Below are 26,994 nucleotides of genomic sequence, written 5' to 3'. Positions count from 1 at the left end.
ACGCTCGTCGCACCGGACAACAGCAGGGAAATCATGCAGAACAAGGAAAAGTCACCGGCGATCGCGGCTGCGATCATTCTCGTCGTCGCCGGCCTCGGCTTCTTCGTGCTGCCGTCGATCATGCTGAGGCTCGGCGACATCTCGCCTTGGCTGGCCGTCGCCTTCGGCGTGATCTTCGTCCTGGGTTTCTTCCTGCTGTTCTGGCTCCGGGCCCGCTACCAGCGCAAGCGCGGACTTTGACGATCGCTTCCTGCCCGAGCATCCCGCTTTCAAGTGGCATCACTGGCAGCGGAAGGATGGCGTAGAAACGAAATGCCGGAGCGTCAGCTCTGCAGCGCCGCGCCGAGTAGCACCAATCCAAGCAACAGAACCAAGGCTGCACCGGCGATCTCGATGCCATGCGAGATCCGGGCGGCGGCGGTGCCGCTCGAAGCGTAACGGAGCGCAAAGCCCTTGGCGGTCACGGCCATGGTTGCAAGGATCGAGACGGTGATCGCCGTGCCGAGCGACATGGCGAAGACGGAGAGCACGCCGCCGAGATAGAGCCCGTTCAGGAGCGCGAAGGAAAGCACGATGAGCGCGCCGGAGCAGGGCCGCAGGCCGACGGCGATGACGGCCGACCAGGCTTCTCGAAGCGCGAAACGATCACCTTTCAGCAGCGACAGATCGGGCGCATGTGCATGCCCGCAGCTGGCGCAGACTTCGCCCGGGCCATGGCTGTGCCCATGGTGCCCGCCGTGTTCGTGGTGATCGTGATGATCGTGATGATGATGGTCGTGATCGTGCGCGAGATGGATATGCCCGCCGCCGGCAACTGAGGCCACGGCGACAGGACGCAGAATCGACCGCAGCTTGCGCAGGAGCAGCCAGAAGCCGAAAGCGGTGATCAAGGCGTAGCTGGCGATCTCCAGCCAACGGGTCGCGACGGTCATGTTGATCGAAGAGCCGCGCAGCAGCAGGTAGACGGCGCCGATCAAGAGGATCGCGACGATCCCCTGCAGGATCGAGGACAGGAAGGAGAGCATCACGCCGCGCTTCAGTTCCGTCTCATTGGCGATCATGTAGGAGGAGATGACTGCCTTGCCGTGGCCGGGGCCTGCGGCGTGCAAGACGCCATAGGTGAAGGAAAGCCCGACCAGCGACCAGAGCTGCCAGGGGTTCTCCCGCATGCCCTTCAGCGCGCTGGTCATCATGCGGTAGAAGCCCTGCTGCTCCATGTTCACCCAGGCGAAGAAGCCGCCGAGGAAGCCGGTCGTCTTGAACGCAGGTTCGGCTGTGCCTATGCCGAGCGGCGACTGGGCCGCAGCGAAGGTAGCGGAAAGCGCCGTGACGATGAGCGCTGCCGTGACCAGACGTCCAATGCTGCGGGAGTTCAGCATGAGATCTCTATCCTGGTTGCGAAGAGCTTCGACATGTCCGTGCCTGTCGGATCGTTCCAGAAGGCATCGGTCAGGGTGTCCTTGTTCTCGGCGAGAACCTCGTCGGGGTCGGGGCGGACGACCTTGTGTTCGCAGGCGCTGATCTTGTCGCCGACGACGGTCAGGTCGTTGTCGGTCGGGAAATCCATCGCCGTATACATGGTCGGATCGTAGACGCCGAAGGAAAGCTTGCCCTTGAGCGGCATCGGCTCGGCCGGCTTGACCGCGAACATCATCAAGAGCTGGCCGTCCTTGTAGTCGACGTTGATGCTTTGCGGCTTGTTGACCTTGATGGTTTTGCCGTTGTCGAGGATCGTCGTGTAGTAATTGTACTCGGAGAGCGACTCCAGCACGGTCTGGCCGACTTCCTTCAACTCGTCCGGATCGAGCATCGCATTCGAGTTCTTGTCGAAATCGAGGACCACGCTCGACGAGAACAGCTCGTCGAAACGCCAGACGTTCCGGAGCTCGCTGATTTCGGCCTTGTCGTCGGAGACCACCTCGAGCCGCGCTTCCGCGAAGATATGCGGGTGGGCAAAGGCCAGCGACGGTGCAAGCAGGGTGGCAAGGCCGACCGTGGCGAGGCGCTTGATTTTCATGAGGCGGCAATCCTTTCGACCGGGGCAACCGTCCCGCGATTCGTATCCGGGAATGTACCGGAAATGGGACGGAATTGGGACTTGGCCGATCGCGTCGTTCGTTGATGGCCCTTTCTGTCAGTGCGGCCTGCGGAACCAGGCGTGCAGGAAATCGACGAAGGTCCGGACCTTGGCCGGCAGATAGCGGCGATGCGGATAGATCGCATAGATGCCGCGGTCACGCGGCAGGAAATCGTCGAACAACGTCACGAGTTCGCCTGTCGCGATCTTCGGCCGTGCGATGAAGTCCGGAATGACGGCGATGCCCATGCCGGAGACGGCGGCCCGTAAAGCGGCGAGCGGACTGTTGACCTCGATCGGGCCGCTTACCGGGACGGTGAAGGCCGAGCCATCGGCCTCGACGAAGCGCCAGTTCGAATAGGAGCGGCCATTGGTGTCGAGGATGCAGGGGATCTTGGAAAGGTCGGTCGGGTGCTCGATCGGACCGGATTTTTCCAGGAACTCCGGGGCGGTGCAGATCAGCACCTGGAAATCATCGAGCTTGCGGGCGATCAACGTCGAATCCTCCAGCCGCGTGATGCGGATGGCGACATCGAAACCTTCCTCGACCAGATCGACGAAGCGGTCATCGGAGACGATCTCAAGTGAAAGTTCCGGGTGCTGTTTGCCGAAGTCCACGAGCGACTGGCCGATCTCCGCATCGACGAAGGTGCGCGGTGCGGTGATGCGCAGCCGCCCTTTCAGGTCGGAATTGTTGGCGCGCACGAGATCGGCAAGGTTGTCGATCTCCTTCAGGATTTCCGATGCCGTGCGATAATAGGTATGGCCCGCCTCCGTCAGCGAGAACTGCCGCGTGGTGCGGTTGAGCAGCAGCGCGCCGAGTTCGTCCTCAAGCTCACGCACGTATTTCGAAAGCAGCGCCTTCGACTTGCCGACGCGCCGTGCGGCGGCCGAAAACCCCTCGGCGTCCACGACATCGATAAAGGCGCGGATGCGGGTGAGTGTGTCCATGGCGGTCTTTCTTTCTTGCTCTCGGGGCACGTCCTTGATTCGTCATCGAAGGTTTCACATTCGCGACGATACAGGCACCAGATTGTCCGTCGCTTGCGTCTCTTGCTCCGGCTTCAGCGAACGCTGACGAACGTCCTATTAACTCCAGCCTTTTCAACAGTTTGCGTCGGTGATCGATCTGGCGAAAATCGTTCAATGATTGTGAACATCAGCAGTTTTGCCCGTGTGGGAAAAAATTCAACTGCCAGTGCGAAAAAACTCTTGATTACGACAGGGTTTTTTCTTACCTACGCCCTTGCCCAAAGTCGCACGTGCCTGTGGGTGTCCGCCGACCCTCGATTAGGTGAGGGTATCGGTAAGGTACCTGGAACTAACCCCTCCAGTCGCTATTCCGGCCAACCGGGAAATGCGAGGACATCTTGAAGCAACGACGGTGCGGGCCTTTCTGGTGTCTGCCGGCTCTCCAACAGCCGGGGTTACTGAAGAGGCACACCTTCATTGCCGGAAGTGCGGTTGGGTTATCCCCTCCAATCCATGGCAGACAAAGCCGAATTGAAGCCTAGGCGGGCTTTGATTCATCGTTCGCGCATCGAGCGCATGCATGGTTCCGGGGTCTCCACCGGCTGGTTCCAGCGCATGTGCGCGTATGCCCTTTGTCCTCCGTGAAAGCGGAGCATTTTGGATCAGGGGAATATGGCCATGACCACCGCACGCATCATCGACTTCCTCAACACCCGACGACCCGAAGGTCCGTGCCTCGTTGTCGACCTCGACGTCGTGCGCGACAACTTTAGGGCATTCCGCCACGCGCTGCCCGACAGCGCGATCTACTATGCCGTCAAGGCCAACCCGGCGCCGGAAATCCTGCGCCTTCTCGCCGGTCTCGGCTCCTCTTTCGATTGCGCGTCCGTCGCTGAAATCGAAATGGCGCTCGATGCCGGTGCGACCCCGAGCCGCATTTCTTATGGCAACACCATCAAGAAGGAGCGCGACATTGCCCGCGCCCATGCGCTTGGGGTCAACCTGTTCGCGGTCGACAGCCACGAGGAAGTCGAGAAGATCGCGCGTGCAGCCCCCGGCGCCCGCGTGTTCTGCCGCGTGCTGACCAATGGCGAAGGCGCCGAATGGCCGCTGTCGCGCAAGTTCGGCTGCGTCCCGCAGATGGCCGTCGACGTTCTCGTCTACGCCCATCAGCACGGCCTCGTCTCCTACGGCGTCTCGTTCCATGTCGGTTCGCAGATGACGAAGCTCGACGCCTGGGACGCGGCTCTCTCGGATGCCAAGCGCGTCTTCGTTCAGCTTGCCAAGCGCGGCATCGAGCTGAAGATGGTCAACATGGGTGGCGGCTTCCCGACGAAGTATCTGAAGGACGTCCCGACGGCGGAAGCCTACGGCCAGGCGATCTTCGGTGCGCTGAAGAAGCACTTCGGCAACAACATCCCGGAGACCATCATCGAGCCCGGTCGCGGCATGGTCGGCAATGCCGGCGTGATCAAGGCAGAAGTCGTTCTCGTGTCGAAGAAGTCGGACAACGACGCCCATCGCTGGGTGTTCCTCGACATCGGCAAGTTCGGCGGCCTTGCCGAAACCATGGACGAGGCGATCCGCTACCCGATCCGCACGGCGCGCGATACCGATGACATGGAGCCTTGCGTGCTCGCCGGCCCGACCTGCGATTCGGCCGACGTGCTCTATGAAAAGAACATGTATCCGTTGCCGATCTCGCTTTCGATCGGCGACGAGGTTCTGATCGAAGGCACCGGCGCCTATACGACGACCTACTCGGCCGTCGCCTTCAACGGCTTCGAGCCGCTGAAGGCCTACGTGATCTGATCCGGCTTGCTCCCGTCCTTGGACGGGAGCGCCATCTCACAATTTTCATTCGGTCCGCCTGAAGCGGTTTTGATGACGGGAGGCCCCGATGGCCGCTGTTGTTGACGCCCTGCGCGCATTCTTCGCGCCCACCACATTTGTAATCGATGCCGAAAATCCGGGCGACGTCGTCGCTCGCGAGACCTTGCTCGACCGTGCCATGGGGCCGGAGCGCCGCCGCAAATCGTCGGAAAAGCTGCGCAGCGGTCGGCTGCCGGCTGAAGGCCTCGCCTTCGTCGCGCGTGACATCGACGGTCACGTGATCGGCACGGTGCGTCTCTGGAATGTCGAAGCCGGCGTCAGCCGCGAAGGCCATGCCGTGCCGGCGCTGCTGCTCGGTCCGCTCGCCGTTGATCCGGCGCACGAGGGCAAGGGTATCGGCGGCATGCTGATGCGCGCGGCAATCGAAGAGGCCAAGAACCGTGGCCATGGTGCGATCCTGCTCGTGGGCGACGCGGCCTATTACGAGCGCTTCGGCTTCTTTGCGAGCCGCACCCAGCATCTCGTCATGCCCGGTCCATTCGAGCGCAACCGGTTCCTGGCGCTCGAGCTTAGGGATAACTGGCTTGAAGGCGCTGCCGGCATGATCGTCGCCAGCGGCCGCAAGCTGGCGATGCCGCCGGTCCGCCGCGCCGCCTGAGCCTCTTTCCGCCGCCAACCCTGCGGCGGCGGATCTTTCGCTGCTCCCTTGCTGGTCCGATGCGATCGGCGAGGGAGCAGACGCCCGAGGGGGGCGCTTTTTCCCGATGATTTTGTGAGCCTCCCTGACAACGCGGCGTCGCTGGCCCGTCCTTGCGGGCAAGGACTCGTGTACCCGGATGGAAACCTCCCGCATGGATCCGTTCATTCGCGGGGCAGAACATGGCCTATCTCGCGACGGTTGCGGCCTCGGGGGGCGTCGGCCCGGCATCGCGTCTGTCGCCGGCGTGGCGCTTGGTCTGGCAGTCGGTGGGCGTCGCCGCCTCCTTCGGGGGCAGCCTGTCAGGCAGTCGCGCGGCGATAGAGGGCGAGCGAACCGGCAAGCGCCAGTAGCGCGCCGCCACAGAGCCGGTCGAGCCACACGGCGCCGGATTGCTTGAGGAAGGCGGTGGCCTGCGCACCGAGCAGCGCATAACCAAACATCACGGCAAGATCGACCGAGGCAAAGACGAGTGCCAGGATGGCATATTGCGGCGCTTGCGGCGCGGCGGCGTCGATGAACTGCGGCAGGAAGGCGGTGAAGAACAGGTAGCCCTTGGGGTTGGTCACCGCGACGAGGAAGCTCTTGAGGAAGATGGCGACAGAGGAGACGGGATGATCGGAGCCGCTTGCTTCGGTTGCGACCTGGATCGAGCCTTTCGACCGCAACAGCATGATGCCGAGAAAGGCGAGATAGGCCGCGCCCAGCCATTTGACGACGGTGAACCAGAATTCGGAGGCGGCGAGCAGCGCCCCAAGACCGAGTGCGACCGCACCGATCAGCACGAAATCGGAGAGAACCGCGCCGATCATGCCGGCGGTTGCGCGCTTTACGCCGTAGCGTGAGCCGTTGGTGAGTGCGAGCAGGACCGTGGGGCCGGGCGTCGCGATGCCGATGAAGGCAACCAGCGCGAATGCGAGTATCGTCATGTCGGTCATGATATCCTCCCTGCGTCTTCCGCGCCGTAGTCGTCCCACAGCTTTTGCGCGTGCGCAATCCTCTTCTGCGCTTGCGCGATTGCCGCCTTTCCAGGCCGAGTTTGACAGCGTAGCCGGCATCCCCTATGGAGACGGCAGGGTGAAGGTCCCTGCCGTCCGCGAGCGTCAAGCTTTGGTGAAATCCTTCTTCGAGACACGGTCAGCCGAAACGGCATGCGAACCGGTGGTAATGCGGACTCCCATCTCCAAGGAATGCATGCCGCTGCAGGAGACCCTCTCATGACGCGCGGATCAACCACGCTTCCCTCACTTGATGCCCTGAAAGACCAGGCGAAACGCCTGCGCACCCGCCTTGCTGCCGAAGGCGAAACCATCGGCCATTCCCGATCGCTCGAGCTGATCGCGGCCCAATACGGCTATCGCGATTGGAACACGCTGCATGCGGCCGTCGGCAACCGGCCGCCCTTCAATCCCTGGATGCTGGGCGCGCGGGTGAAGGGGCGCTATCTCGGCCAGGCCTTCAAAGGCGAGATCCTGTCGGTGCAGGCGCTGACGGCGCAGCCCGGACGGTATCGCCTGACGATGAAATTCGACGAACCGGTCGACGTCGTCACCTTCGAGAGCTTTTCCGCTTTTCGCCAGCGGGTGACCGCGACGGTGGACGAGACGGGAAGGACGATCGAAAAAACCTCGAACGGCCTTGCTCAACTCGAACTCGAATGGTGAGGCTGCGCTGCCGAAAACGGTCCGAGGGGCGCCCCTCTTTTCCTCGCACGCCGTTCCGAAGAACCTGACCTTGCGGCCCCGGCACGATGGTCGACGCTCGCGGTCGGGGCAGGCGCGATATCCTGCAGCTGATCGTCGGGCTCGGCGTCTACCTGATGCGCCGAAGCGATTGGCTGCGCGACGTCTTCTTCACACCTCGCGTGCCGACCCGCAGCGGCACCTCCGGCGTCATGGATCAGACGATCGTCTGGTCCATCTCCGCTGCAGGTACCTCGTCGACGCGGTGAATGCGCACGACGGTTGCCGGGACGCCCGCGACCGTTGTGCGGGGCGGGACAGGCTTCAACACGACACTGCCTGCGGCGATCTTGCTGAATGCGCCGACCTCGATGTTGCCGAGGATCTTGGCGCCGGCGCCGATCATGACGCCGCGGCGGATCTTCGGATGCCGGTCGCCGGTTTCCTTGCCGGTGCCGCCGAGCGTGACGTTCTGAAGGATCGAGACCTGGTCCTCGATGACCGAGGTTTCGCCGACGACGATGCCGGAACCGTGGTCGAGCATGACGGCGCGCCCGATCCGGGCCGCCGGGTGGATATCGGGGCCGAAAACGAGGGAGGCGAGGTTCGAGAGCCAGTTGGCGACGTCCCTGCGGCCATCGATCCAGAGCCGATGGGCGGCGCGATAGGTCTGCAGCGCCTGAAAGCCCTTGAGGTTGAGGAGGACATGCAGCAGGCCCGGGCAGGCGGGATCGCGCTCCATCACCGCCTGAAGGTCCGCCTCGGCGGCGGTGAGAGCGTCGGCGTCCGCTTGGAAAACATCCGAAAGAAGCTGTGCCAGCGATCGTTCGTCGACGCGGGCGACGGAAAGACGATTGGCGAGAACGGCTGCGAGCGCCGCTGCATCCGACCGGTCCTCGGTGACCAGTCGCAACGTTTGCGCCATGACCGGTTCGCGCATCGCGAGCGCCCGGCCTTCCGCACGGATGAGGTTCCAGACCTCACCGTCCGCCAGCGGCACAACGGTCGAGCCAGCATAGAGTGGAGCTTCGGCGCCTGCGGTCATTGTTCGCCTGTTATCCCGCGATATCGACGACGCCGCAGTCGCCCTCGGCCGAACCGAAAGCAAGCTGCCGGCCATTCTTGTTCCAGGCCATGGCGGTGATGGCGCCCTTGCCCGGGCGGCGCAGCAGCACTTCCTTGCCGTCGGCAAAGCGGGCGCCCAGGATCATGCCGTCCTGATAACCGATGGCGACGATGTCTTCGGTTGGATGGCAGCAGACCGAGGTCACCATGATGTTGGCGCGGGTGCCGAGTTCCAGCGGCGCCTTGCCCATCGGCCCATCCTTGCCCTGGAAGGGCCAGACGATTGCCGCCGGCGCACCCGAGGACGCAAGCCACTTGCCCTTGGCCGACCAGGAGAGCGACTTCACCTTTGCCGGATAGCCGGTCATGCGCATGTGGCGCGCCTCGGTGCCGGGCTTGGCATCGAGCTTCCAGCCATGCAGCGCGTTTTCCTGCATCGTCGTCACGAGGAAGCGGCCATCGGGCGAGAAGGTCACGCCGGTGTGGGCGCCCTTCCATTCCAGATCGATCGGCTGGCCCGAGGTCCCGACCCAATGCAAGGAAACGCCATTGTAGCGGGCCGCGGCGACGCGCAGACCCTTCGGCGCGAAGGCGAGGCCCTCGACGGTGCGCTCTTCCGTGAATTCCTTCGTCGTGCCATCGGCGAGGCGCACATGGGTGGTCTTGCCATAGGCGTAGGCGACAGACCCTTGCGGACCCGCGGCAACTTGCGCGATCCACTTGCGTGGCGCTTCGGCCACCAGCGATGTGGTGCCGTCGGCGGCCGTACGCATCACCTTGCCGTCTTCGCCGCCGGTCAGCAGCGTATCGTTCGCCTCGTCGACGACGAGCGACAGCAGGCCCTCGTGAACCTCCGTCGTCTTGTGGCCGAGGTCGAGGCGGTGAACGGCGCCGATGGCTTCGGCGAAGAAGGGAACGCCTTTGAGAAAGGCCACGCCGACGACGTGACCTTCGAGATCGAGAGGAGCGACGGTCGGCATCAGTTCGGCTGCGCCTCGCATGCCTTAAAGGTGCGCTCGAGCTTTTCACGGTCGAGATCGCGGCCGATGAAGACGAGGCGGCTCTCGCGCTTCTCGCCATCCTTCCAGGCGCGCTGATGGTCGCCCTCGATGATCATGTGCACGCCCTGGACGACATAACGCTCGGCATCGCCGGCAAAGGCGATGATGCCCTTCAGGCGCAGGATGTTCGGGCCGTCCGTCTGGGTGATCTTCTGGATCCAGGGGAAGAAGCGGTCCGGGTTCATCTCGCCGCCGCGGAGCGAGATCGACTGCACCGTCACGTCATGGATCGGCGAGGGCGCGTGATCGTGGTGATGATGATCGTGGTCATGATCATGGTGGTGGTGATCGTGATCATGATGGTGGTGATGGTCGTGATTACAGTCCGGACCGCAGGCATGATCATGGTCATGCTCGTCCTGATCGAGGAAATGCGGATCGTTTTCCAACGCCTTTTCGAGGTTGAAGGCGCCCTGGTCGAGGACCTTCGCCAGATCGATGTCGGAGCGTTGCGTGCGGTAGATACGGGCCGACGGATTGATGACGCGCACGGTCGCTTCGATGCGCTCCAGTTCCTCCGGGGTGACAAGGTCGGTCTTGTTGAGCAGCACGACGTCGGCAAAGGCGATCTGGTCTTCCGCCTCGCGGCTGTCCTTCAGGCGGAGCGGCAGGTGCTTGGCGTCGACAAGTGCAACGACGGCGTCGAGCTCGGTCTTGGCGCGCACGTCATCGTCCATGAAGAAGGTCTGGGCGACCGGTACCGGATCGGCAAGGCCGGTGGTCTCGACGATGATCGCGTCGAAACGGCCGGGGCGGCGCATCAGGCCTTCCACCACGCGGATCAGATCGCCGCGCACGGTGCAGCAGACGCAACCGTTGTTCATTTCGTAGATTTCCTCATCGGACTCGACGATCAGGTCGTTGTCGATGCCGATCTCGCCGAACTCGTTGACGATGACAGCGTATTTGCGGCCATGGTTCTCGCTGAGAATGCGGTTCAGGAGCGTCGTCTTGCCGGCGCCGAGATAGCCGGTGAGCACGGTGACGGGGATCGGCTTCTGCGGGGATGTTTCGGTCATGGGAACCTCTGGGATTTCCGGATGCGGCCCTACTGCATGTTTCCTTTAATCGCCGCTGATTAAAGGACAAAAACATGCAGCAGTTCAAAGTGCTACAGCGACCTTTGCGCGTCTGGTCAGACGCGCGGCGCTGTGGTCGCGTCTCATATAGGAGATGCAGCGACGATGCGCAAATGGCGCTGATGATTTTGCCGAGGGGGAGACGGGGTCGCCCGAGCACCCGATAACCCTCCCTTCATCAAAATCGGCGAGAGTGCGCGCCACATCGTAGGGGTGCGCAGGTGAAGACGATTTCCATCAACGGCCGGTTCCTGACCCAGCCGCTTACCGGCGTGCAGCGCTTTGCCCGCGAGATGACCCGGGCGCTCGACGCGCGCATTGCTTCCGGCCAGGTGCCGCATGGCCTGAAGGGAGTGCGCTGGCGGCTGCTGATACCGGGCAAGCCGGCTGACGACCTCGGTCTCGAGGCGATCTCGGTCGAGTCCTTCGGCTCGGGTCCGGGCCATGTCTGGGAGCAGGGAGCGCTCTATTGGCGGGCGCGGCGCGACACGCTCATCGGCTTCGGCGGCAGCGGTCCGGTACTACACGGCGACCAGGTGGTGGTGATCCATGACGTCACCCTGTTTCGCCACCCAGCCTCGTTCGGCCGCGGCTACCGGCTGTTCCACGGGACGCTCGGCCACCTTCTCACGCGGCGGGCGAAGATCGGAACGGTCTCGAACTTCTCGCGCCACGAACTCGCCGACGTCTTCCGCGTGCCGGCCGCCGGCATCGACGTGATCTACAATGCGACGGACCATTTCGCAGCGCTTCGGCCGGACGAGGGGATCATCGAGCGGCTGGGGCTTGGCGACACGCCGTTCTTCCTGCTCGTCGGCACGCTGAAGCCCAACAAGAACGTCGAGTTCGCAGTCCGCGCTTTCGAGGCCCTTGGCGCCGGCAACCACAAGCTCGTCGTCGTGGGCGGGACCGATCCGACCGTGTTTCGCGACGTTGCGCCGACGTCGAAGGGCAACCTGATTTTTCCCGGCCGCCTGACGGACGAGGAGATCGCCGGGCTGCAACGGCGCGCCGTCGCCTTCGTCTTTCCGAGCCTCTACGAGGGCTTCGGCATTCCGCCGCTCGAAGCAATGACGCAAGGGTGTCCGGTTCTTGCGGCCGATATCCCGCCGGTCCGCGAGGCCTGCGGCGATGCGGTGCGCTACTTCGATCCCGCGAAGACGGAGACCTTGGTCGAAGCGATGCGGACGATCTCCGCCGACGAGGCTCTTCGCCAGGCGTTGCGTCGTTCCGGCTTCGACAACGCCAGGCGCTTTTCCTGGGAGGGAAGCGCCGTGGTGTTGCTCAACATGCTGGCCGCGCGGCAGGGCTGATCCATTCTGCGCGAGCTTGGCGCGTCAGAGATCGAGAACCCGCATGGGGTCCAGTCGCCCGCGGACAAAATCGCCAAGGGCGATCAGGTTACCCTTGAGGCGGCCGCGGCGATCGACCAGGCCCTGTCGTTTGAGGCTGCCCAGGATGTTGGCGGCGATGTTGCCGCCCATCAGGCGCAGCGCCCATTTCAGCCCGACCGTGCCCTTGTTGCGCAGATAGAGCGGGTTGGCGACCTGCGAATAGCCGAAGCGCAGGCCCGAGGTACGGCCGCGCTTGTTGCCGAGATGGACGCCGCGGAGCGCAGGCGACTTCACGATCCGGCCGCGCGAAGCCAGACGCCGGCAGAAGTCGACATCCTCCTGCCAGCCATAGAGCGGCAGCCGCTCGTCGAAGCGGGTGCGTTCGGCGGCAATCGCCGAGACGCGGAAGACCATGTTGCAGCCATAGGCGTTGAACGCCGGTTGCGCGACATTGTCCGGCCGAGCGCCTGGGTCCGCGTCGAGGATCGCTCTGGCATCGGCAACCGATATGCCCGGGCCATGAATGCCGTCGGCCAGAACCAGGCCGGTTGCCACGACGACATCCGCCTCGCGCTCGAACAGTCCTGCCGCCTCGGCGAGAAAATCGCTGCGCGGCAGGAAATCATCGTCGAAAAAGACGATCAGATCGGCGGTTTTCGCTTGGTCGAGAATGGCGTTGCGCTGTGCGCTGGAGCCCTTGTTGCCGGCGACGATACGGATCTCCAGGGGCAGCGCGCCGATGCTGGCCTCGTCGACGTCCTCCGCCGCGCTCGGGCAGATCAGGACGGCGTCCGGCAGCCGCGTCTGCCGCGTCAGGTGCTGCAGGGTTTCGGATAGAACCTCGCGGCGGCCCGCGGTCGCTATGCCGACGACGATGTTCATGGGGCGCTCTCCGCTCTTTTGGGCGCGATCTAACCGGAAATTCGTGCAGTTTCTCTTAGCGCCCTACCTTCTTTGCGCCTAGGCAGTGTTCGTTCTCGGCGCCCGCATCATCAGCCGCAATTGGTTGAGCGCGAGCAAGCAGAGCAGACCGCCGAAGACAATGCCGGCACCGATCGTGACGTAGCCGGTTTCACCGGAGAAGGAGAAGGCCAAAACGGCCGCACCAAGTCCGGCGGCGGCGAAGAGCACGGGTGGCCAGGAAAAATCGAAGGCAAGCGAGGACATCAGGCGCAGGCCGACCAGAGCGGCGAGGATGGCGCCGATGGCGCTGCCCCAGGCGAGTGCCGCATCGTAAGCCCCGGTCACGGTCAGGGCTGCCAGTGCTCCAAGGCTCAGAAGCGCGCAGTCGGCAACGGCGAGCAGCAGGATCAGTGCCAGGCGTTGCCTCAGATGCAATGGCGTCGGCAGCATGATCTGCGTCAGCGTGCGAACAAGCGAGAGCATGATGATGGCCGGTGCGGTGGCGAGGAAGCCTCGCTGCAGATCCGGGCTGACGACAAGCCAGGCAGCGGGCAGAAGGACGGCGAAGATGCCGGCTGCCATCATCAGCGCGAAGCTCGTCAGCAGCGCGTAATATCGCCCGAGTTGTCGGGCCAGGTCCGAGCCATCGCCGGCGCGGTCATGCGCAGTGACGATCTCCGGATACTGGATCGCCTGAAGGGCCGAAACGATGAGCACGAATGGGCGTTGCAGCAGGTCGAGCGCGAGCAGGGCGCCTGCGGCGCCTGTCGCGCCGAGCGCCGAAGTGAGGATCGCTTTCAGCGCCAGGGGCGCGAACATGGCGGCGGTGGCGGCCCCGGCCGAGACGCTGCCATAGACCAGATGCTTGCGGAAACGGGCACCGTCGAGCGCAGCGGCAGGACGCGTGGCCGCGCGGCGTGAGAGCAGGAATGCAAGCAGACCATAGGCAGCGTAGCCGGCGAAAAGGCCGGTAACGGTCGAAAGAAAGCTCGGCGAAACCAGCGCTCCGGCCAAGGTTCCCGCGGCAAGAATGGTGGCGCGCGATCCCTGCAACACCGAGAAGGCGCGAAAGTCCTGGCGGAAACGCAGCATGGTCAGGTGCAGGTCGCTGCCGCCTTGCGCAATCGAGACCAGACCGCCGACAAGCGCCACGACGGGCGGCACACCGAAGAGCAGGGACGTGCCCGCCGCGAGCAGGCACAGGACGGCGCAGGCCACGGCTTCGATCAGGATTGTGCGTCGTTCCGCCGCTTCGCTCTCCGCGTCTGGTCCCGGGTAGAAGCGCGTGCAGGCAAAGCGCACCCATTCGAAGGCGGCGATCGCTGCGAACTGACAGATCGAGATGAAGAGCGAGTAGCTGGCATAGTCGGCCGGCGCCAGCCAATGGGCGACGATGATCAGCAGACCGAAGGCGATGACGGCCTGGTAGAAATAGGCGCCGAGCGCAACGATCTTCGCCATGGGGTTCTGCCCTTCCGTTTCGCGCTCGTGATAGCGCAAAACCGCAAACAAAGTGTTTGCCGGACCGCCGCCTCCGTCCTCAGTCGAGGTCGACCGGGTCGAAATCCCTCATGTCTTCCAGCAGTTCGATAAAGCCTTTGACCGCATGGGCGATCAAGACATCACCCCGTGCTGCCGTGGCGGCGGCGGCGTTTCCGGCAACACCCTCGCTGTTGAGGTCGCGCATCTTCCAACCGAAGGCATGCGGGCCGTAGGCGCGCAGATGCTTGAAGCGCGCGGCAAATTCCTCCTGGCGGGAGCGGAAATCGGACGCCTTCGCCATGTCGACCTTGTCGGGATGGAGTGCCAGCATGACCGATGTCTCGATATCGCCGCCGTGGATGTCCAGCGCCTTGTCCTCCGGCCTGATCCAGCCGTCCGGTTGGCCGAATCGGGTCCAGCTCGTTGCGACGGCCAGCATATTGAAGCGCACGCGTGCTTCGGTGGCGACGATCGTCATCAACGGCGAGTTGCCGCCATGGGCGTTCAGCATCACGAATTTGCGGATGCCCTGCCTATGAAGATCACCGGCAATGCCGAGCCAGCGCTCGACCGCCTCGCCATAGGCAAGCGTTCTGCTGCCGGCGACATCCATGTGTTCGATCGAGTAGCCGACCGGCTCGGCCGGCAAGAAAGTGACGGGCAGGTCGGCGGGGAGCGCCGCGATCGTGCGGGAGACGATGCCTTCTGCAATCAGGGTGTCGGTTTCGAAGGGCAGGTGAGGGCCATGCTGTTCATGGGCGCCGAGCGGCAGCACGGCAATCCAGTCACGGCGGGCGCCCTCCGGAAGGTCGGCCGGATTGTCCTGCCATCGCGGTTCAGGCATCGACATTTCTCTTCGATCCTCCACGTCAATTGTCGTAAAATTGTTATTTGAGTCATACAGTTCGTAATCGCAAGCTGTATTGTTATAAGTGTTCGACGCAGAGATTCGGCAGGAGGTCCAATGGGCAAGAAGAACAAGGCCGAAAAGAAAGGCAAGAACGGCAAGAAGAAGGACGAGCTCCTGACAGAGCCGCACGATCTTGCTGCTATCCTTGTCCAGGCTGCGCGGTCCATGCGCACCGTACTTTCCCGTAATTTGCTCGAAAGTGGTCTCTACGCCGGACAGGACGGCGTGATGCTGGCGCTGGCCGAAACCGACGGCATGACCGCGGGGGGCCTTGCCGCCAGGCTTGGGGTCAAGGCGCCGACCATGACCCGCACGATCGGCCGGATGGAGGCGCAGGGCTTCCTCGAGCGCCGGCCGGACGAGGACGACGCGCGGCTCACCAAGGTCTATCTCACTGAGCCCGGCCGCAACCGCCTGCAGATCATCGCCGAAGCCGGCCAGCATTCGGAAAAGCTCGCGACACGCGGCCTGACCGAGAAGCAGGTGCGCACCCTGATGAAACTGCTGCGCGCCGTCGACAGCAATCTCCAGGCCGCCCGGGCCGCCGACTGACCCCCCTTGTTCGCCGCATATTGCCGTGGCGATTTAAACAGTTTAAATAGGGATTTAAATTTATGGCACGCGTGCGTCCACTGAGACGCGCGAAGAGTGCCGCAAGGCATGCCGCAACAACCTCATTCGGATTGGATCGTGGGGTTGATGTGGCCGGGGGCGGAACAGGGCTTACAGGGGGCATCGTGGCGCAAAAGGTCAAGCTTTCGACGATCGCGGAAACACTTGGTCTATCGACGGCAACGGTATCCCTGGCCCTGCGCGACAGTCCGTTGGTCGCAACCGTCACTCGCGACAAGATCAAGGAACAGGCGCGCGCGCTCGGCTATATCTACAACCGCCGCGCCGCCAGTCTCAGAACATCCCGCTCAGGCATCATCGGCGTCGTCGTGCACGACATCATGAACCCGTTCTACGGGGAAATCCTGAAAGCGATCGAGGCCGAGCTCGACCGTGACAAGCAGACCTTCATTCTCTCCAACCACTATGACTCGGTCGACAAGCAGCGCGACTTCATCGAGACGCTGCTGCAGCTTGGCGGCGACGGCGTGATCATGTCGCCGGCGATCGGCACGCCGCTGGAGGACATCCAGCTTGCCGAGGACAACGGCATGCCGGCAATCCTGATCGCCCGCTCGATCGAGGGCGTTGACGTGCCGATTTTCCGCGGCGACGACGCCTACGGCATCTCGCTTGCCACCAATCACCTGATCGGCCTCGGCCACCGCTGCATCGCCATGGTCGGCGGCACGGACCAGACCTCGACGGGGCGCGACCGCTATCAGGGCTATGTCAACGCGCTGCGCAAGGCCAATATCGAGGTCGATCCGGAACTGCGCATTCCCGGCCCCCGCACGAAGCAGGGTGGTTTCGAGGCGGCGGTGCATCTGCTCTCCCTGCCGCAAAAGCCGACGGCGGTCGTGTGTTGGAACGACCTGGTGGCGATCGGCATGATGAACGGCATTGCCCGCGCCGGTCTGGTGCCCGGCGTCGACATTTCGGTCACCGGCTACGACGACCTCGAAGAAGCGTCGATCGCCACGCCGGCGCTCACCACCGTCTGGAACGGCCAAGCCGATGTCGGCCGCAGTGCTGCCCGCGCGCTCCTCGACAAGCTTTCCGGCAGCCACGAACCCGACGGCATCCATCTGATCAAGCCGGAAATGCGCATCCGCCAGTCGACGGGCCCGTTGCGCGTCATCGCTTGAGACCCCTCCCGCCAGGAGTTGCCCATGTCCAAGAGCCGCACGCGCGTTCTCGTGCCGGGAAAGATCCATCAACGGGTGATCGATCGATTGGCCGGGCAGTTCGACGTCGCCAGGATAGAGAGCGCCGATCCGGCATTGGTGACGCCGGACATGCAGGACGTGAAGGCGGTTGCCGTCGCCGGCCGATTGCCGGGAGCCCTGATGGATGCCCTGCCGCAGCTCGAGATCATCGCCAATTTCGGCGTCGGCTACGATGGCGTCGAGGTCGCACATGCCGCCGCCAAGGGCATTGCCGTCAGCAATACACCGGATGTTCTGACCGAAGAGGTGGCCGATACTGCGATTGGCCTGCTGCTGAACACGCTCCGGCAACTGCCTCAGGCAGAACAATGGCTGCGCCAGGGGCGCTGGAGCCGCGAGGGCGCGTTTCCTCTGTCGCCGCTGTCCCTGCGCGGCCGAAGCGTCGGTCTTTATGGCCTCGGGCGCATCGGCCTCTCGATCGCCAGGCGGCTCGAAGCCTTCGGTGTGTCGATTGCCTATCACACGCGCAGCCCGCGCGAAGGCCTGCCCTATGCCTACCATTCGACGCTCGTCGGCCTCGCGGCGGCCGTCGATACGCTCATTGTCATCGTGCCCGGCACCGAGGCGACGCGGCGGACGGTGAATGCCGATGTGCTTGCCGCGCTGGGCAGTGACGGCGTGCTGGTCAATGTCGGCCGCGGCTCGACGGTCGACGAACCGGCGCTGATCGCGGCGCTTCAGGGCGGGGTGATTGCCGGTGCCGGCCTCGATGTCTTCGAGAACGAGCCACACGTGCCGGATGCGCTGTTGGCGCTGCCGAACGTTTCGCTCCTGCCGCATGTGGCCTCGGCCTCGGTGTTCACACGCAACGCCATGGCCGATCTCGTCGTCGACAATATCGAAGCCTGGTTTGCGGCCGGAAAGGCGTTGACGCCGGTGCCGGAAACGTCGTTCACGCGGCGCGCGGGTTGACACCCGGCATCGTTGCCTCAGGCGACGATAGGGAGGCAGAAGCGTCAGGCGGCCAGGCGAGCAGCGGCGTAAGTCCGCACGGCGTCGCCGAAGGCCTTGAACAGGCTGGCCGAGGGGGTGTCGGTGCGCACCCAGTATTCCGGATGCCATTGTACGCCAACGGCAAAGGCCTTGGCGCCGATCACCGAAACCGCTTCGATCGTGCCGTCGTCGGCTACCGCCTCGACAGCCAGGCGCGGAGCCGCGGCACCGATTGCCTGCCGGTGCAACGAGTTGACGCGGATGCGGCCGGCGCCAAGCACCGGAGCGAGGCAGCTTCCTTCCTTGACGATGACGTCCTGGCGGATGCCATAGGCAACGTCGAGTTCCTTCACGTCGGGCTTGCGGTGATCCCAGATTCCCGGCTGGTCCTGGATTTCGGTTGCCAGCGTGCCGCCGAGCGCGACGTTCAGCTCCTGAATGCCGCGACAGATGGCGAGCAGCGGCACGCCGCGCTCCAGCGCCCGGCGGATCAGCGGCAGGCTGGTCGCGTCTCGGCCGGGATCGAAGGGACCATCCGTGTCCTTGGCCTTCCGGCCATAGAGTGATGGATGAACGTTCGAACGGGCTCCGCTTGCAAGCACGCCGTCGACGCGGTCGAGGATTTCGTCGGTGTCGTTTCCAGTTTCGAGCGCCGGAATGAGGAAGGGCATGACGCCGGCGCCTTCGACGGCGGCGCGCACATATTGATGGGCAACGACATGCCAGACATTGCCGTCGAATTCGCGGAAATCGCAGGGGATGGCAACGACAGGTTTCGACATCGTCAGGCTCCGTAACAGGCTCGAGAAAAGCCTTGCCGTCAGATGTGGATGAAAGTCAACTGGGAAGGTGGCGGGCTGGATCGCTGCGCCGATCCAGGGCCGATCGCCAGGGAAACGCCCTCTGAAAAGGGCAGGAAATCGCAGGTAATTCTTTAAGTTCGAGTAACCATCCTGCACGCAAGTTTGGGATCGTCCGCCATTATCGTAGAATTGCCAAAGTTGCAGCCGCGCCCCTTTATTGTGCGGATACCTATGTTTGGTTGCAGAAACCGACTGTTGTTCAGCGCGCTTCGCACTACTGAGTTGAACTCTTGGGTCTTACCGGCGCGCCCGGCGATTTTTCTGGGATTCGATACTTTTTTCGGGGCGTTAGACGAAATCATTCGTTAAGTCATCACCCTTAACAATCCGGTAAACCGGAGCTTGGTTCATGATGCGACCTGGACAGAGCGCTCTTCCGACTGACGTGTATCTGTCATCCGTGAGCTCGCTCTACGAACATCGCAAGACGTTGCTGATCGGCATGTTGTCGCATGTCGTGACGTTCCTGCTCGTCTATCTCAAGACCAGTGATCCGCTTTATCTCGCCTGTTCCGGCGCGATCTTCGTGTTCTGGGCGCTGCGCAATCTCGATATGGCGCGGTTCGACCGGCAGGATTTCGCCAGTGCCGACCGGGCGATGGTGCGCAAATGGGAGAACCGCTACATCGTCGGTGGCGTCAGCGTCACGCTCACCTGCGGCATCGCCTGCGGCTATGCCATTGCCGTCAGCCGGGATTCCTTTTCCGAGCTTGCCACCATCTCGGTGACACTGGCCTCGATGATCTCGCTCGTTGGGCGCAATTACGGCTCGGAGCGGGCCGTGCTTCTCCTATCGTCGTCTGCGTGCCTGCCGATCGTTATCGGCCTGATCACGTTGCAGGACGTGTTCATGCTGGTGCTCGCCTTGCTGATCCTGCCGTTCATCCTTTCCACCTGGATGATGGCCAACAACGTGCGCGCCTTCCTCTATGAAAACGTGTTGGCGGCGCGCGAGATCGCGACCATTGCCGGCCAGTTCGACGCCGCGCTCAACAATATGACGCATGGCTTGTTCATGCTGGATGGCGACGGCCGCGTGGTGGTGGCCAATGAGCGTGCGAGCGAATTGCTGGCGCTTGGCGACAGGACCGAACTCAAGGATTGGCTGCTCGATGACGTGATCCGCCGCGGCGGGCGGCGCATGCGGCTCGGTGCGGAGAAGACCAAGGCGATCTCGCGCCAGCTCGACCTGCTGCTCAAGGGCAAGCGCCCACGGGTATTGATCCCGGTCAGCGAGGAACTGCATCTCGAATTTTCGGCCAGCCGCCGCGACAATGGCGATATCGTGCTGATCTTCGAGGACGTGACGGCGCGCGTGCAGGCGGACAAGCAGATCTTGCACATGGTGCGTTTCGACAAGCTGACGGAGCTGCCGAGCCGCGACTATTTCGCAGAGCTGGCCGCGGCGGCCGCAAGCGGCGACGAGAAGGAGGACCGCCTCGTCGGGCTGATGGTCCTCGACGTCACCGAGTTCAAGCATGTCAACGACATGCGCGGCCACATCGTCGGCGACAAGCTGCTGCAGGCGATTGCCAGCCGGTTGAAGGCGCTCGCCGGCGACGATGCGATTGCGGCGCGACTGATGGGCGACGAGTTCGTCGTGTTCTTTCCGAACAAGGCCGGCGTGGCCGATCTGGAAGAGCAGATGCGTGGGCTTCACACGGATCTGCGCGGCACCTACGTTGCCGGCGGCTTCACCTTCAACATGACCGTGAGCGCGGGCTTCGTCATCGCATCGAACGTGGATCTGAAACTCGAAGACCTGCAGATCAAGGCGGATCTTGCGCTTTCGGAAACCAAGCTGCGCAACCGGGGCGGCTGCACAGCGTTCGAAGCCGAGATGGACGCCCGCTATGTCGACCGTCAGAAGCTCAAGGCCGACCTGCGTGAGGCGATCAATGCGCAGAGCCTGACACTCTCCTACCAGCCGATGTTCGCGCCGGGCGGCGGCCGGGTCGAGTGCTGCGAGGCGCTGGCGCGCTGGACACATCCGGAGCGCGGGCCCGTGCCGCCGAACGTCTTCATCCAGCTCGCCGAGGAATTGGGGCTGGTCACGGAGATCACACGTTTCGTGCTCGATCGGGCCTGCCGGGATTGCATGGACTGGCCGAACGATGTGTCCGTCTCCGTCAACCTCTCGGTTCTCGACCTTCGCAGCAGCGAGATCGTCACGATGGTCACGGATGCCCTTCAGGCAACCGGCCTCGATGCTTCGCGGCTGCATCTGGAAGTGACTGAAAGCTGCCTGATGGACGAGCCCCTCAAGGTGCAGGCGATCCTGCGCGAGCTGCGTGGCCTCGGCATCACCATTGCCATCGACGATTTCGGCACCGGTTATTCGAGCCTCAGTTATCTCGATGCCCTCCCGGTCGACATCATCAAGATCGATCGCTCCTTCGTGCGCAACATCCGCGAGGATTCGCGCCGCTTCAAGCTCCTGCGCGGGACGGCCAATCTTGCCCGTGCCCTCGGCCTGCGCATCGTCGTCGAAGGGGTCGAGACGGCCGATCAGCTACAGCTGATCACCGAGCACAATTGCGCCGATTTGATACAGGGCTTTATCTTTGCCGCCCCCATGCCTGCCTCTGCCATTGCGACGCTTTGCAAGAACGGTGTGCCAAAACGAGGCGCGAAACCCGGCAGCAAGCGCATCGCCTGACGCTGCGACCCCAAATTCCGTCCTGTTCTGACGCTGCCCATTCCACAGCAAGTTTTTGATTAGGAAGGATAAATACATCCCATTTTGACGCGCATCGCTCTACGTCGATCGATTTAATTCACGAATTATTAGGGTTAACAGAAAGTTAACGGTGAACTGTTCCGTTTTGCGGTTGCCGCCCCATTTCCCGTCAATAGGTTAACGATTTGTTAACCATTGAGGTCTGGAATATGGATGAGACGGTTCGCCAGGCGGAGCCTGGGCGTTTTTCTGAAAAGCTGATGCAATTGCTCGATCGTGTCGAATATCGGCGGGTCGAAACCGGCGAGGACATGGAGGACATCGCGCGGCTGCGCTACAAGGCCTACAAGTCCGTCAATCTGATGGAATTGACGGGCTCGACGCTGATCGATGATCTCGACTTCGACAGTCACGCCTATGTCTTCGGCATCTATCTCGACGAGAGCCTCGTCAGCACCGTGCGCGTACATCACGTGACGCCGGCGCATCGCGCCAGCACGTCGGGCCTGATCTTCGGCGCGGAGATCGATGCGTTCCTCGATGCCGGCATGGTCCTGGTCGATCCGGGCCGATTGGCCGTCGATCCAGATGTCATCGGTGACGAGATGCGGGCGCTTCCCTACCTGACGCTTCGCCCGGTCGCCATGGCCTGCGAATACTTTTCCGCCGACCGTTGCCTGACGGCCTGCCGGCCGCGCCACACCGCCTTCTACAAGCGCATTTTCGCCTCGGAGACCGTGGTCGCCAAGCGCGAGAACCTGGGGGTCTACAATGCCGACGGTGCCTTGCTCGTGGCGCAGGTGAGGGGGCAGCGGCCTTCGATCCTCGACCGCTATCCGATCTTCGATTCAGAGCCTTTCGAACGCCGCATGATGTTTGCCGATCGCAGTGAGGTGCCGTTCGCGCCGTTGACGATCCTGCCGACCGCGCGCATGGCGCAAACCGGCTATGGTCGCTCCTACCGAACTTCCGTCTTCCGCTGACGGTCTTCGATATCGACATCGGAGGGTGGAGCGCGCCCGTGTGCGCCGCCCTTGCTGCTGGCCGCGACATATCGCCCCATCAGATACCGCTAAAGGACGGGTTTTCGTTGCGCCCGGCCCAAGCATTGTGTAAGGGCAGCTATAAGGGTTTTCGCGACTTTTCGCGGGAGCCATGCTTCGATTAGGAGCGGCGATGACCAAGGGTTACGCCGTGGCATTCAGGGAGAATTTGAACGATGGCTGAGCATCATTCTGGACCGGTCGATGTGGGAGCCCCGATGGACTATCCGGAGCACGAGAAAACCTACCGCATGTTCCTGAGCGCATCGAAGTACGGCACGCTGTTTTGCGTGGCGCTGCTGATTGCGATGGCTGCCGCATTCTTCACGACGATGGGCTTCTTCTCCTCGCTCGTGCTCTTCATTCTGCTCAACGTCGCAGGTTTCTTCTTCCTGCGCTAATCCGCGTCATCGGACTGATTGCCGAGGAGCTGGACGCTTCCTCGGCCACCGGGCGCGAGCCCGGACGAAGTTGCATGCCGTCGACTGGAGGCGTTGACGCTGCACGGCACTTCAAAACGCTGCAGCGACCGTTGTGCACCCAATAGGATGCGCGGCGCTGTAAGGCTTGGAGATCTCCATGTCCCGGGCATTCGCTGCAACGGGACATGTTTCCTCACTGCGTGAGGGGGGAGTGGAAAGCAGACCCGCGATGCCGGGCGAGGCTCGGGCGTCGATCGGCGGCCGGACCGCCTACGGTTCGAACACTTTGGGTGTCTGTTTCCAGAAAATATGTGCTTGGCACCCCAGTGCCTCGCATATGGGGGCGTGTAGGCTCGATTGGTCGCACGCTTTGCAGTCGGAGAGAATGCCCGCATTCCGGCCTTGGCTCGATTGCGGCCAAGGAGGGGGATTTGTGAGCGAGATTGTCTTTGTCGCCAAGGAAACGGACCCGAACGAGGGTCGCGTTGCCGCATCGCCGGACACAGTGAAGAAACTGAAAAGCCTCGGCTTCGACGTCGTCGTCGAGGCGGGCGCCGGATCGCTGTCGCGCATTCCGGACACTGAGTTCGAAAAGGTCGGGGCCCGGATCGGGGCGATTGCCGACGCCAAGACGGCTGACGTGGTGTTAAAGGTGCGCCGGCCGACGACTGCCGAAATCGGCGGCTACAAGTCGGGCGCGATCGTGCTGGCCATCATGGATCCCTATGGCAACGAGGCGGCGATCGCCGAGATGGCCAAGGCGGGCTTGACTGCGTTCGCGATGGAGTTGATGCCGCGCATCACTCGGGCGCAGTCGATGGACGTGCTCTCGAGCCAGGCGAACCTCGCGGGTTACCAGGCCGTGATTGACGCCGCTTGCGAATATGACCGTGCGCTGCCGATGATGATGACCGCGGCCGGCACCGTTCCCGCCGCCAAGGTCTTCGTCATGGGTGCGGGCGTTGCCGGCCTGCAGGCGATCGCGACCGCCCGCCGTCTCGGTGCCGTGGTTTCGGCGACGGACGTGCGTCCGGCCGCCAAGGAACAGGTCGCTTCGCTCGGCGCCAAGTTCATCGCCGTCGAGGACGAGGAGTTCAAGGCGGCCGAAACGGCCGGCGGTTACGCCAAGGAGATGTCCAAGGAGTATCAGGCCAAGCAGGCGGCACTCGTTGCCGAGCATATCGCCAAGCAGGACATCGTCATCACCACGGCGCTGATTCCTGGGCGCCCGGCGCCGCGGCTCGTTACCCGTGAGATGCTGAAGAGCATGAAGCCCGGCTCGATCGCGGTCGACCTTGCGGTCGAGCGCGGCGGCAACGTCGAGGGTGTCGAGCCCGGCAAGGTCACGCAGGTCGAGGACGTGAAGGTCATCGGTCATCTCAACGTGCCGGGCCGCATCGCGGCTTCCGCGTCCGGTCTCTACGCCAAGAACCTCGTCACCTTCCTGGAAACCATGGTCTCCAAGGAAACCAAGGCGCTTGCGCTCGACATGGAGGACGAGCTCGTCAAGGCGACGGCGCTCACCCATGGCGGTGAGGTCGTGCATCCGAACTTCGGCGCCAGCAAGGGGGACAAGTGATGGCGAATGAACTTCTCGACAAGGCGCTCGCCGATCTCGACCGGGCAGTGGAAGCGGTCCGCACCGCTGCGGAATACGTGCCCGACACGGCCGGCGCCATCGCCCATGGTGCCACCGGCGGCGCGATCGATCCCTTCGTCTTCCGCCTGGCGATCTTCGTCCTGGCGATCTTCGTCGGCTACTACGTGGTCTGGTCGGTTACGCCGGCGCTGCATACGCCGCTGATGGCGGTCACCAACGCGATTTCCTCGGTCATCGTCGTCGGCGCTCTGCTTGCCGTCGGCATCTCGGCCTCGGGGCTGGCGACGGGTTTTGGCTTCGTGGCGCTGGTGCTTGCCGCCGTCAACATCTTCGGCGGCTTCCTCGTCACCCAGCGCATGCTGGCCATGTACAAGAAAAAAGACAAGTGAGGCCGGCCCGATGAACGCTAACTTCGCAGCCTTCCTCTACCTCGTCTCCGGCGTCCTGTTCATCACGGCGCTGCGCGGCCTGTCGCACCCGACCACCAGCCGCAGGGGCAATGTCTACGGCATGATCGGCATGGGCATTGCCATTGTCACGACGCTCCTGCTGGCGTTGCCGTCCTTCGGCGGCCTGATGCTGATCGTCGTCGGTCTTGCCATCGGCGGCAGCATCGGCGCCGTCATCGCCCGGCGCATCGCCATGACCTCGATGCCGCAACTCGTCGCGGCCTTCCACTCGCTGGTCGGTCTCGCCGCCGTCCTGGTGGCGGCTGCCGCGATGTATGCGCCGGAAAGCTTCGGTATCGGCACCGTCGGCGACATCCATGCGCAAGCGCTGGTCGAAATGTCGCTCGGCGTCGCGATCGGCGCGATCACCTTTACGGGTTCGGTCATCGCCTTTCTGAAGCTCGATGGGCGCATGTCCGGCAAGCCGATCATGCTGGCGGGACGCCACGTCATCAACGCCGGTCTCGCTGCGGCGCTGGTCGTGCTGGTGGTCATGCTGGTGCTGACGCAGAGCACGACGGTCTTCTGGCTGATCGTCGCGCTTTCGCTGGTGCTTGGTGTGCTGATCATCATCCCGATCGGCGGCGCCGACATGCCGGTGGTCGTGTCGATGCTCAACTCCTATTCGGGTTGGGCCGCGGCCGGCATCGGCTTCACCCTCGGCAACCTGGCGCTGATCATCACCGGCGCGCTCGTCGGCTCCTCCGGTGCGATCCTGTCCTACATCATGTGCAAGGGCATGAACCGCTCGTTCATCTCCGTCATCCTCGGCGGCTTCGGCGGCGAAAACGGTGCGGCGGCCGCTGACGACGGCATCCAGCGCACGGTCAAGCAGGGCTCGGCTGACGATGCCGCCTTCCTGATGGCGAATGCCTCGAAGGTGATCATCGTGCCGGGCTACGGCATGGCGGTCGCCCAGGCGCAGCATGCGCTGCGCGAAATGGGCGACCAGCTGAAAGCGGCCGGCGTCGAGGTCAAATACGCGATCCATCCGGTCGCGGGCCGCATGCCCGGCCACATGAACGTGCTGCTCGCGGAAGCGAACGTCCCCTATGACGAAGTGTTCGAACTCGAGGACATCAACTCCGAGTTCGCGCAGGCCGATGTCGCCTATGTCATCGGCGCCAACGACGTCACCAACCCGGCAGCCCGCGACGACAAGTCCTCGCCGATCTACGGCATGCCGATCCTCGACGTCGACAAGGCCAAGACCTGCCTCTTCGTCAAGCGCTCGCTCGGCTCCGGCTATGCCGGCATCGACAACACGCTGTTCTACAAGGACGGCACGATGATGCTGCTCGGCGACGCCAAGAAGGTGACGGAAGACATCGTCAAGGCGCTGAACCACTGAGGTTCATCCCGAACCACGATACAAGGACGCCCGCCTTCCGGCGGGCGTTTTCGTCTATGTCACACCCTAGAGCGCCGTGCGTTCAAGTGAACGCACAAAGGACGCTCTAGCACTTTAATTTTAGAGCATCTTATCCGCTTTCAGTGATGCCACTTGAAAGCGGGATGTTCTAGCCAGCCGGCACCAAGGTCAACGCGTCGATGCCAATGGCGACGTTGAGGCCTTCCTGGACCTGGACATTGACCGGCTGCAGCATGAAGGCCTTGTTGGTGCCGCCGCCGATCACCTTGGCGCCGCCGCCGACGGCAACGCTCGCATCAGCGCCGACGCCGACATATTCACCGGCCAAGGCATACTCGGTCAACGGCGTCCCGGTCTTGGCCAGCACGTCCCAGATCATCGTGGTTTTTCCCGTCTGGCCGATATCGATGCCGATCTTGCGGATCTTGCCGGCATAGACGGCGCGAGGGCCGCCATTGGCGGGCGTGAAGGTGCACATCAGGTTCTTGGTCGAGGTCACGATCAGGCCGGTGCCGCCTTCCGAACCGCAGACGAGCCGGCCGAGCGTGGTGTAGTTCTGGGCGGCGGAGGGGCCTGCGGCAAGCGCAGCCAGCGCCAGCACCGTGACGAAGGTTCGTTTTATCATGGCTCTGTCTCCGTTCTATAACGCCTTTGGGCAAACGGATGGTGGCCGGGAAGGTTCCGCCGCGACTGACG

Annotated in this window: 27 protein-coding genes; 15 read left to right on the top strand and 12 right to left on the bottom strand. The window is 63.3% G+C overall.

Translation table 11 applies throughout. The annotated features are described in order from the left end of the window. Positions 1-33: 33 nt before the first annotated feature. The gene (locus tag AC0C6X_RS16480) at positions 34-240 is read left to right on the top strand and encodes a hypothetical protein (protein ID WP_173520313.1); all 207 of its coding nucleotides are present in this window, start codon (positions 34-36) and stop codon (positions 238-240) included. Between the two features lie 83 nt (positions 241-323). Here the strand turns inward: AC0C6X_RS16480 and AC0C6X_RS16475 are convergent, their stop codons facing one another. From AC0C6X_RS16475 to AC0C6X_RS16465, 3 genes are all read right to left on the bottom strand, one after another. Further along, positions 324-1,379 carry a nickel/cobalt transporter gene (locus AC0C6X_RS16475; RefSeq protein WP_472954059.1) on the bottom strand — a complete coding sequence of 352 codons (1,056 nt, stop codon included), beginning with the start codon at positions 1,377-1,379 and terminating at the stop codon, positions 324-326. Beyond that, complete coding sequence (locus tag AC0C6X_RS16470) at positions 1,373-2,017, bottom strand: DUF1007 family protein (RefSeq protein ID WP_173520315.1); 645 nt, start codon at positions 2,015-2,017, stop codon at positions 1,373-1,375. Before AC0C6X_RS16470 ends, AC0C6X_RS16475 begins: the two co-directional genes overlap by 7 nt. A 117-nt stretch (positions 2,018-2,134) precedes the next feature. Next, positions 2,135-3,028: a LysR family transcriptional regulator gene (locus AC0C6X_RS16465; RefSeq protein WP_173520316.1), complete on the bottom strand. Its 894-nt coding sequence runs from the start codon at positions 3,026-3,028 to the stop codon at positions 2,135-2,137. Between the two features lie 693 nt (positions 3,029-3,721). Between AC0C6X_RS16465 and odc2 the strand changes: the two genes are divergently transcribed. Together odc2 and AC0C6X_RS16455 are read left to right on the top strand one after the other, a co-directional pair. Continuing rightward, on the top strand, positions 3,722-4,861 hold the full coding sequence (gene odc2 / locus AC0C6X_RS16460; protein ID WP_246304729.1) for an ornithine/lysine decarboxylase: 1,140 nt from the start codon (positions 3,722-3,724) through the stop codon (positions 4,859-4,861). Between the two features lie 88 nt (positions 4,862-4,949). Then, positions 4,950-5,540, top strand: a complete 591-nt coding sequence (locus AC0C6X_RS16455) for a GNAT family N-acetyltransferase (protein WP_472954057.1) — start codon at positions 4,950-4,952, stop codon at positions 5,538-5,540. A gap of 341 nt (positions 5,541-5,881) precedes the next feature. Here the strand turns inward: AC0C6X_RS16455 and AC0C6X_RS16450 are convergent, their stop codons facing one another. Further along, complete coding sequence (locus AC0C6X_RS16450; RefSeq protein WP_173520319.1) at positions 5,882-6,517, bottom strand: LysE family translocator; 636 nt, start codon at positions 6,515-6,517, stop codon at positions 5,882-5,884. Between the two features lie 279 nt (positions 6,518-6,796). Between AC0C6X_RS16450 and AC0C6X_RS16445 the strand changes: the two genes are divergently transcribed. Beyond that, positions 6,797-7,243 (top strand): glyoxalase superfamily protein, encoded by a 447-nt coding sequence (locus AC0C6X_RS16445; protein ID WP_173520320.1) that lies wholly within the window; start codon positions 6,797-6,799, stop codon positions 7,241-7,243. A gap of 86 nt (positions 7,244-7,329) precedes the next feature. Next, positions 7,330-7,530, top strand: a complete 201-nt coding sequence (locus AC0C6X_RS16440) for a hypothetical protein (RefSeq protein ID WP_173520321.1) — start codon at positions 7,330-7,332, stop codon at positions 7,528-7,530. Here AC0C6X_RS16440 and cysE read toward each other — a convergent pair. Genes cysE through AC0C6X_RS16425 form a run of 3 tightly spaced genes read right to left on the bottom strand, consistent with a single transcriptional unit; the run spans position 7,479 to position 10,406 of the window. Then, positions 7,479-8,306, bottom strand: a complete 828-nt coding sequence (gene cysE, locus AC0C6X_RS16435; protein ID WP_472954054.1) for a serine O-acetyltransferase — start codon at positions 8,304-8,306, stop codon at positions 7,479-7,481. The two genes, AC0C6X_RS16440 and cysE, sit on opposite strands and share 52 nt — an antisense overlap. Positions 8,307-8,316: 10 nt before the next feature. Further along, the gene (locus AC0C6X_RS16430; RefSeq protein ID WP_173520323.1) at positions 8,317-9,306 is read right to left on the bottom strand and encodes a WD40 repeat domain-containing protein; all 990 of its coding nucleotides are present in this window, start codon (positions 9,304-9,306) and stop codon (positions 8,317-8,319) included. Beyond that, entirely contained in the window at positions 9,306-10,406 is a 1,101-nt protein-coding gene (locus tag AC0C6X_RS16425) for a CobW family GTP-binding protein (RefSeq protein WP_173520324.1), read from the bottom strand. The genes AC0C6X_RS16430 and AC0C6X_RS16425 overlap by 1 nt, the downstream gene beginning before the upstream one ends. A 281-nt stretch (positions 10,407-10,687) precedes the next feature. Between AC0C6X_RS16425 and AC0C6X_RS16420 the strand changes: the two genes are divergently transcribed. Continuing rightward, positions 10,688-11,779 (top strand): glycosyltransferase family 4 protein, encoded by a 1,092-nt coding sequence (locus tag AC0C6X_RS16420; RefSeq protein WP_472954051.1) that lies wholly within the window; start codon positions 10,688-10,690, stop codon positions 11,777-11,779. Positions 11,780-11,803: 24 nt separating this feature from the next. Here the strand turns inward: AC0C6X_RS16420 and AC0C6X_RS16415 are convergent, their stop codons facing one another. The 3 genes from AC0C6X_RS16415 to AC0C6X_RS16405 all read right to left on the bottom strand — a co-directional run bounded on the left by AC0C6X_RS16415 (position 11,804) and on the right by AC0C6X_RS16405 (position 15,035). Then, positions 11,804-12,682 carry a glycosyltransferase family 2 protein gene (locus AC0C6X_RS16415; protein WP_472954048.1) on the bottom strand — a complete coding sequence of 293 codons (879 nt, stop codon included), beginning with the start codon at positions 12,680-12,682 and terminating at the stop codon, positions 11,804-11,806. Between the two features lie 78 nt (positions 12,683-12,760). Further along, positions 12,761-14,164 carry a polysaccharide biosynthesis protein gene (locus tag AC0C6X_RS16410; protein WP_173520327.1) on the bottom strand — a complete coding sequence of 468 codons (1,404 nt, stop codon included), beginning with the start codon at positions 14,162-14,164 and terminating at the stop codon, positions 12,761-12,763. 79 nt (positions 14,165-14,243) lie between these two features. Continuing rightward, positions 14,244-15,035 carry a creatininase family protein gene (locus tag AC0C6X_RS16405; RefSeq protein WP_472954046.1) on the bottom strand — a complete coding sequence of 264 codons (792 nt, stop codon included), beginning with the start codon at positions 15,033-15,035 and terminating at the stop codon, positions 14,244-14,246. 114 nt (positions 15,036-15,149) lie between these two features. On the opposite strand from AC0C6X_RS16405, the gene AC0C6X_RS16400 reads away from it, so the two are divergent. From AC0C6X_RS16400 to AC0C6X_RS16390, 3 genes are all read left to right on the top strand, one after another. Next, complete coding sequence (locus AC0C6X_RS16400) at positions 15,150-15,647, top strand: MarR family winged helix-turn-helix transcriptional regulator (RefSeq protein WP_173520329.1); 498 nt, start codon at positions 15,150-15,152, stop codon at positions 15,645-15,647. 185 nt (positions 15,648-15,832) lie between these two features. Then, entirely contained in the window at positions 15,833-16,855 is a 1,023-nt protein-coding gene (locus AC0C6X_RS16395; RefSeq protein ID WP_057254582.1) for a LacI family DNA-binding transcriptional regulator, read from the top strand. Positions 16,856-16,879: 24 nt separating this feature from the next. Continuing rightward, positions 16,880-17,848: a 2-hydroxyacid dehydrogenase gene (locus AC0C6X_RS16390; protein ID WP_472954044.1), complete on the top strand. Its 969-nt coding sequence runs from the start codon at positions 16,880-16,882 to the stop codon at positions 17,846-17,848. A 44-nt stretch (positions 17,849-17,892) separates the two neighbouring features. On the opposite strand, the gene AC0C6X_RS16385 is transcribed toward AC0C6X_RS16390, so the two are convergent. Continuing rightward, positions 17,893-18,651, bottom strand: coding sequence for a gamma-glutamyl-gamma-aminobutyrate hydrolase family protein (locus AC0C6X_RS16385; RefSeq protein WP_472954042.1), 759 nt, complete (start codon positions 18,649-18,651; stop codon positions 17,893-17,895). A gap of 430 nt (positions 18,652-19,081) precedes the next feature. Between AC0C6X_RS16385 and AC0C6X_RS16380 the strand changes: the two genes are divergently transcribed. The 6 genes from AC0C6X_RS16380 to AC0C6X_RS16355 all read left to right on the top strand — a co-directional run bounded on the left by AC0C6X_RS16380 (position 19,082) and on the right by AC0C6X_RS16355 (position 26,277). Beyond that, positions 19,082-21,391 (top strand): putative bifunctional diguanylate cyclase/phosphodiesterase, encoded by a 2,310-nt coding sequence (locus tag AC0C6X_RS16380; RefSeq protein ID WP_472954040.1) that lies wholly within the window; start codon positions 19,082-19,084, stop codon positions 21,389-21,391. A gap of 230 nt (positions 21,392-21,621) precedes the next feature. Beyond that, positions 21,622-22,395 carry an N-acyl amino acid synthase FeeM domain-containing protein gene (locus AC0C6X_RS16375; RefSeq protein WP_173520334.1) on the top strand — a complete coding sequence of 258 codons (774 nt, stop codon included), beginning with the start codon at positions 21,622-21,624 and terminating at the stop codon, positions 22,393-22,395. A gap of 236 nt (positions 22,396-22,631) precedes the next feature. After that, positions 22,632-22,856 carry an aa3-type cytochrome c oxidase subunit IV gene (locus AC0C6X_RS16370; protein WP_173520335.1) on the top strand — a complete coding sequence of 75 codons (225 nt, stop codon included), beginning with the start codon at positions 22,632-22,634 and terminating at the stop codon, positions 22,854-22,856. A gap of 454 nt (positions 22,857-23,310) precedes the next feature. Then, positions 23,311-24,456, top strand: a complete 1,146-nt coding sequence (locus tag AC0C6X_RS16365; RefSeq protein WP_247959817.1) for a Re/Si-specific NAD(P)(+) transhydrogenase subunit alpha — start codon at positions 23,311-23,313, stop codon at positions 24,454-24,456. After that, positions 24,456-24,866, top strand: coding sequence for an NAD(P) transhydrogenase subunit alpha part 2 (locus AC0C6X_RS16360; protein WP_173520337.1), 411 nt, complete (start codon positions 24,456-24,458; stop codon positions 24,864-24,866). The genes AC0C6X_RS16365 and AC0C6X_RS16360 overlap by 1 nt, the downstream gene beginning before the upstream one ends. 10 nt (positions 24,867-24,876) lie before the next feature. Then, positions 24,877-26,277 carry an NAD(P)(+) transhydrogenase (Re/Si-specific) subunit beta gene (locus tag AC0C6X_RS16355; protein ID WP_173520338.1) on the top strand — a complete coding sequence of 467 codons (1,401 nt, stop codon included), beginning with the start codon at positions 24,877-24,879 and terminating at the stop codon, positions 26,275-26,277. Positions 26,278-26,446: 169 nt separating this feature from the next. Here AC0C6X_RS16355 and AC0C6X_RS16350 read toward each other — a convergent pair whose 3' ends face one another. Beyond that, on the bottom strand, positions 26,447-26,923 hold the full coding sequence (locus AC0C6X_RS16350; RefSeq protein ID WP_173520339.1) for a DUF992 domain-containing protein: 477 nt from the start codon (positions 26,921-26,923) through the stop codon (positions 26,447-26,449). Positions 26,924-26,994 lie beyond the last annotated feature (71 nt).

The sequence above is a fragment of the Ensifer sp. VA4 genome (assembly GCF_055710065.1).
This window is presented reverse-complemented; position numbering and strand designations above follow the sequence as displayed.

Coding starts and splice junctions, on each gene's coding strand:
- AC0C6X_RS16440 (WP_173520321.1), top strand. CDS start 7,330: ATGGTCGACGCTCGCGGTCGGGGCAGGCGCGATATCCTGCAGCTGATC.
- AC0C6X_RS16355 (WP_173520338.1), top strand. CDS start 24,877: ATGAACGCTAACTTCGCAGCCTTCCTCTACCTCGTCTCCGGCGTCCTG.
- AC0C6X_RS16380 (WP_472954040.1), top strand. CDS start 19,082: ATGATGCGACCTGGACAGAGCGCTCTTCCGACTGACGTGTATCTGTCA.
- AC0C6X_RS16410 (WP_173520327.1), bottom strand. CDS start 14,164: ATGGCGAAGATCGTTGCGCTCGGCGCCTATTTCTACCAGGCCGTCATC.
- AC0C6X_RS16465 (WP_173520316.1), bottom strand. CDS start 3,028: ATGGACACACTCACCCGCATCCGCGCCTTTATCGATGTCGTGGACGCC.
- AC0C6X_RS16450 (WP_173520319.1), bottom strand. CDS start 6,517: ATGACCGACATGACGATACTCGCATTCGCGCTGGTTGCCTTCATCGGC.
- AC0C6X_RS16370 (WP_173520335.1), top strand. CDS start 22,632: ATGGCTGAGCATCATTCTGGACCGGTCGATGTGGGAGCCCCGATGGAC.
- AC0C6X_RS16405 (WP_472954046.1), bottom strand. CDS start 15,035: ATGTCGATGCCTGAACCGCGATGGCAGGACAATCCGGCCGACCTTCCG.
- AC0C6X_RS16470 (WP_173520315.1), bottom strand. CDS start 2,017: ATGAAAATCAAGCGCCTCGCCACGGTCGGCCTTGCCACCCTGCTTGCA.
- AC0C6X_RS16360 (WP_173520337.1), top strand. CDS start 24,456: ATGGCGAATGAACTTCTCGACAAGGCGCTCGCCGATCTCGACCGGGCA.
- AC0C6X_RS16425 (WP_173520324.1), bottom strand. CDS start 10,406: ATGACCGAAACATCCCCGCAGAAGCCGATCCCCGTCACCGTGCTCACC.
- AC0C6X_RS16375 (WP_173520334.1), top strand. CDS start 21,622: ATGGATGAGACGGTTCGCCAGGCGGAGCCTGGGCGTTTTTCTGAAAAG.
- AC0C6X_RS16400 (WP_173520329.1), top strand. CDS start 15,150: ATGGGCAAGAAGAACAAGGCCGAAAAGAAAGGCAAGAACGGCAAGAAG.
- AC0C6X_RS16445 (WP_173520320.1), top strand. CDS start 6,797: ATGACGCGCGGATCAACCACGCTTCCCTCACTTGATGCCCTGAAAGAC.
- AC0C6X_RS16350 (WP_173520339.1), bottom strand. CDS start 26,923: ATGATAAAACGAACCTTCGTCACGGTGCTGGCGCTGGCTGCGCTTGCC.
- AC0C6X_RS16390 (WP_472954044.1), top strand. CDS start 16,880: ATGTCCAAGAGCCGCACGCGCGTTCTCGTGCCGGGAAAGATCCATCAA.
- AC0C6X_RS16430 (WP_173520323.1), bottom strand. CDS start 9,306: ATGCCGACCGTCGCTCCTCTCGATCTCGAAGGTCACGTCGTCGGCGTG.
- AC0C6X_RS16385 (WP_472954042.1), bottom strand. CDS start 18,651: ATGTCGAAACCTGTCGTTGCCATCCCCTGCGATTTCCGCGAATTCGAC.
- AC0C6X_RS16480 (WP_173520313.1), top strand. CDS start 34: ATGCAGAACAAGGAAAAGTCACCGGCGATCGCGGCTGCGATCATTCTC.
- odc2 (WP_246304729.1), top strand. CDS start 3,722: ATGGCCATGACCACCGCACGCATCATCGACTTCCTCAACACCCGACGA.
- AC0C6X_RS16475 (WP_472954059.1), bottom strand. CDS start 1,379: ATGCTGAACTCCCGCAGCATTGGACGTCTGGTCACGGCAGCGCTCATC.
- cysE (WP_472954054.1), bottom strand. CDS start 8,306: ATGACCGCAGGCGCCGAAGCTCCACTCTATGCTGGCTCGACCGTTGTG.
- AC0C6X_RS16455 (WP_472954057.1), top strand. CDS start 4,950: ATGGCCGCTGTTGTTGACGCCCTGCGCGCATTCTTCGCGCCCACCACA.
- AC0C6X_RS16415 (WP_472954048.1), bottom strand. CDS start 12,682: ATGAACATCGTCGTCGGCATAGCGACCGCGGGCCGCCGCGAGGTTCTA.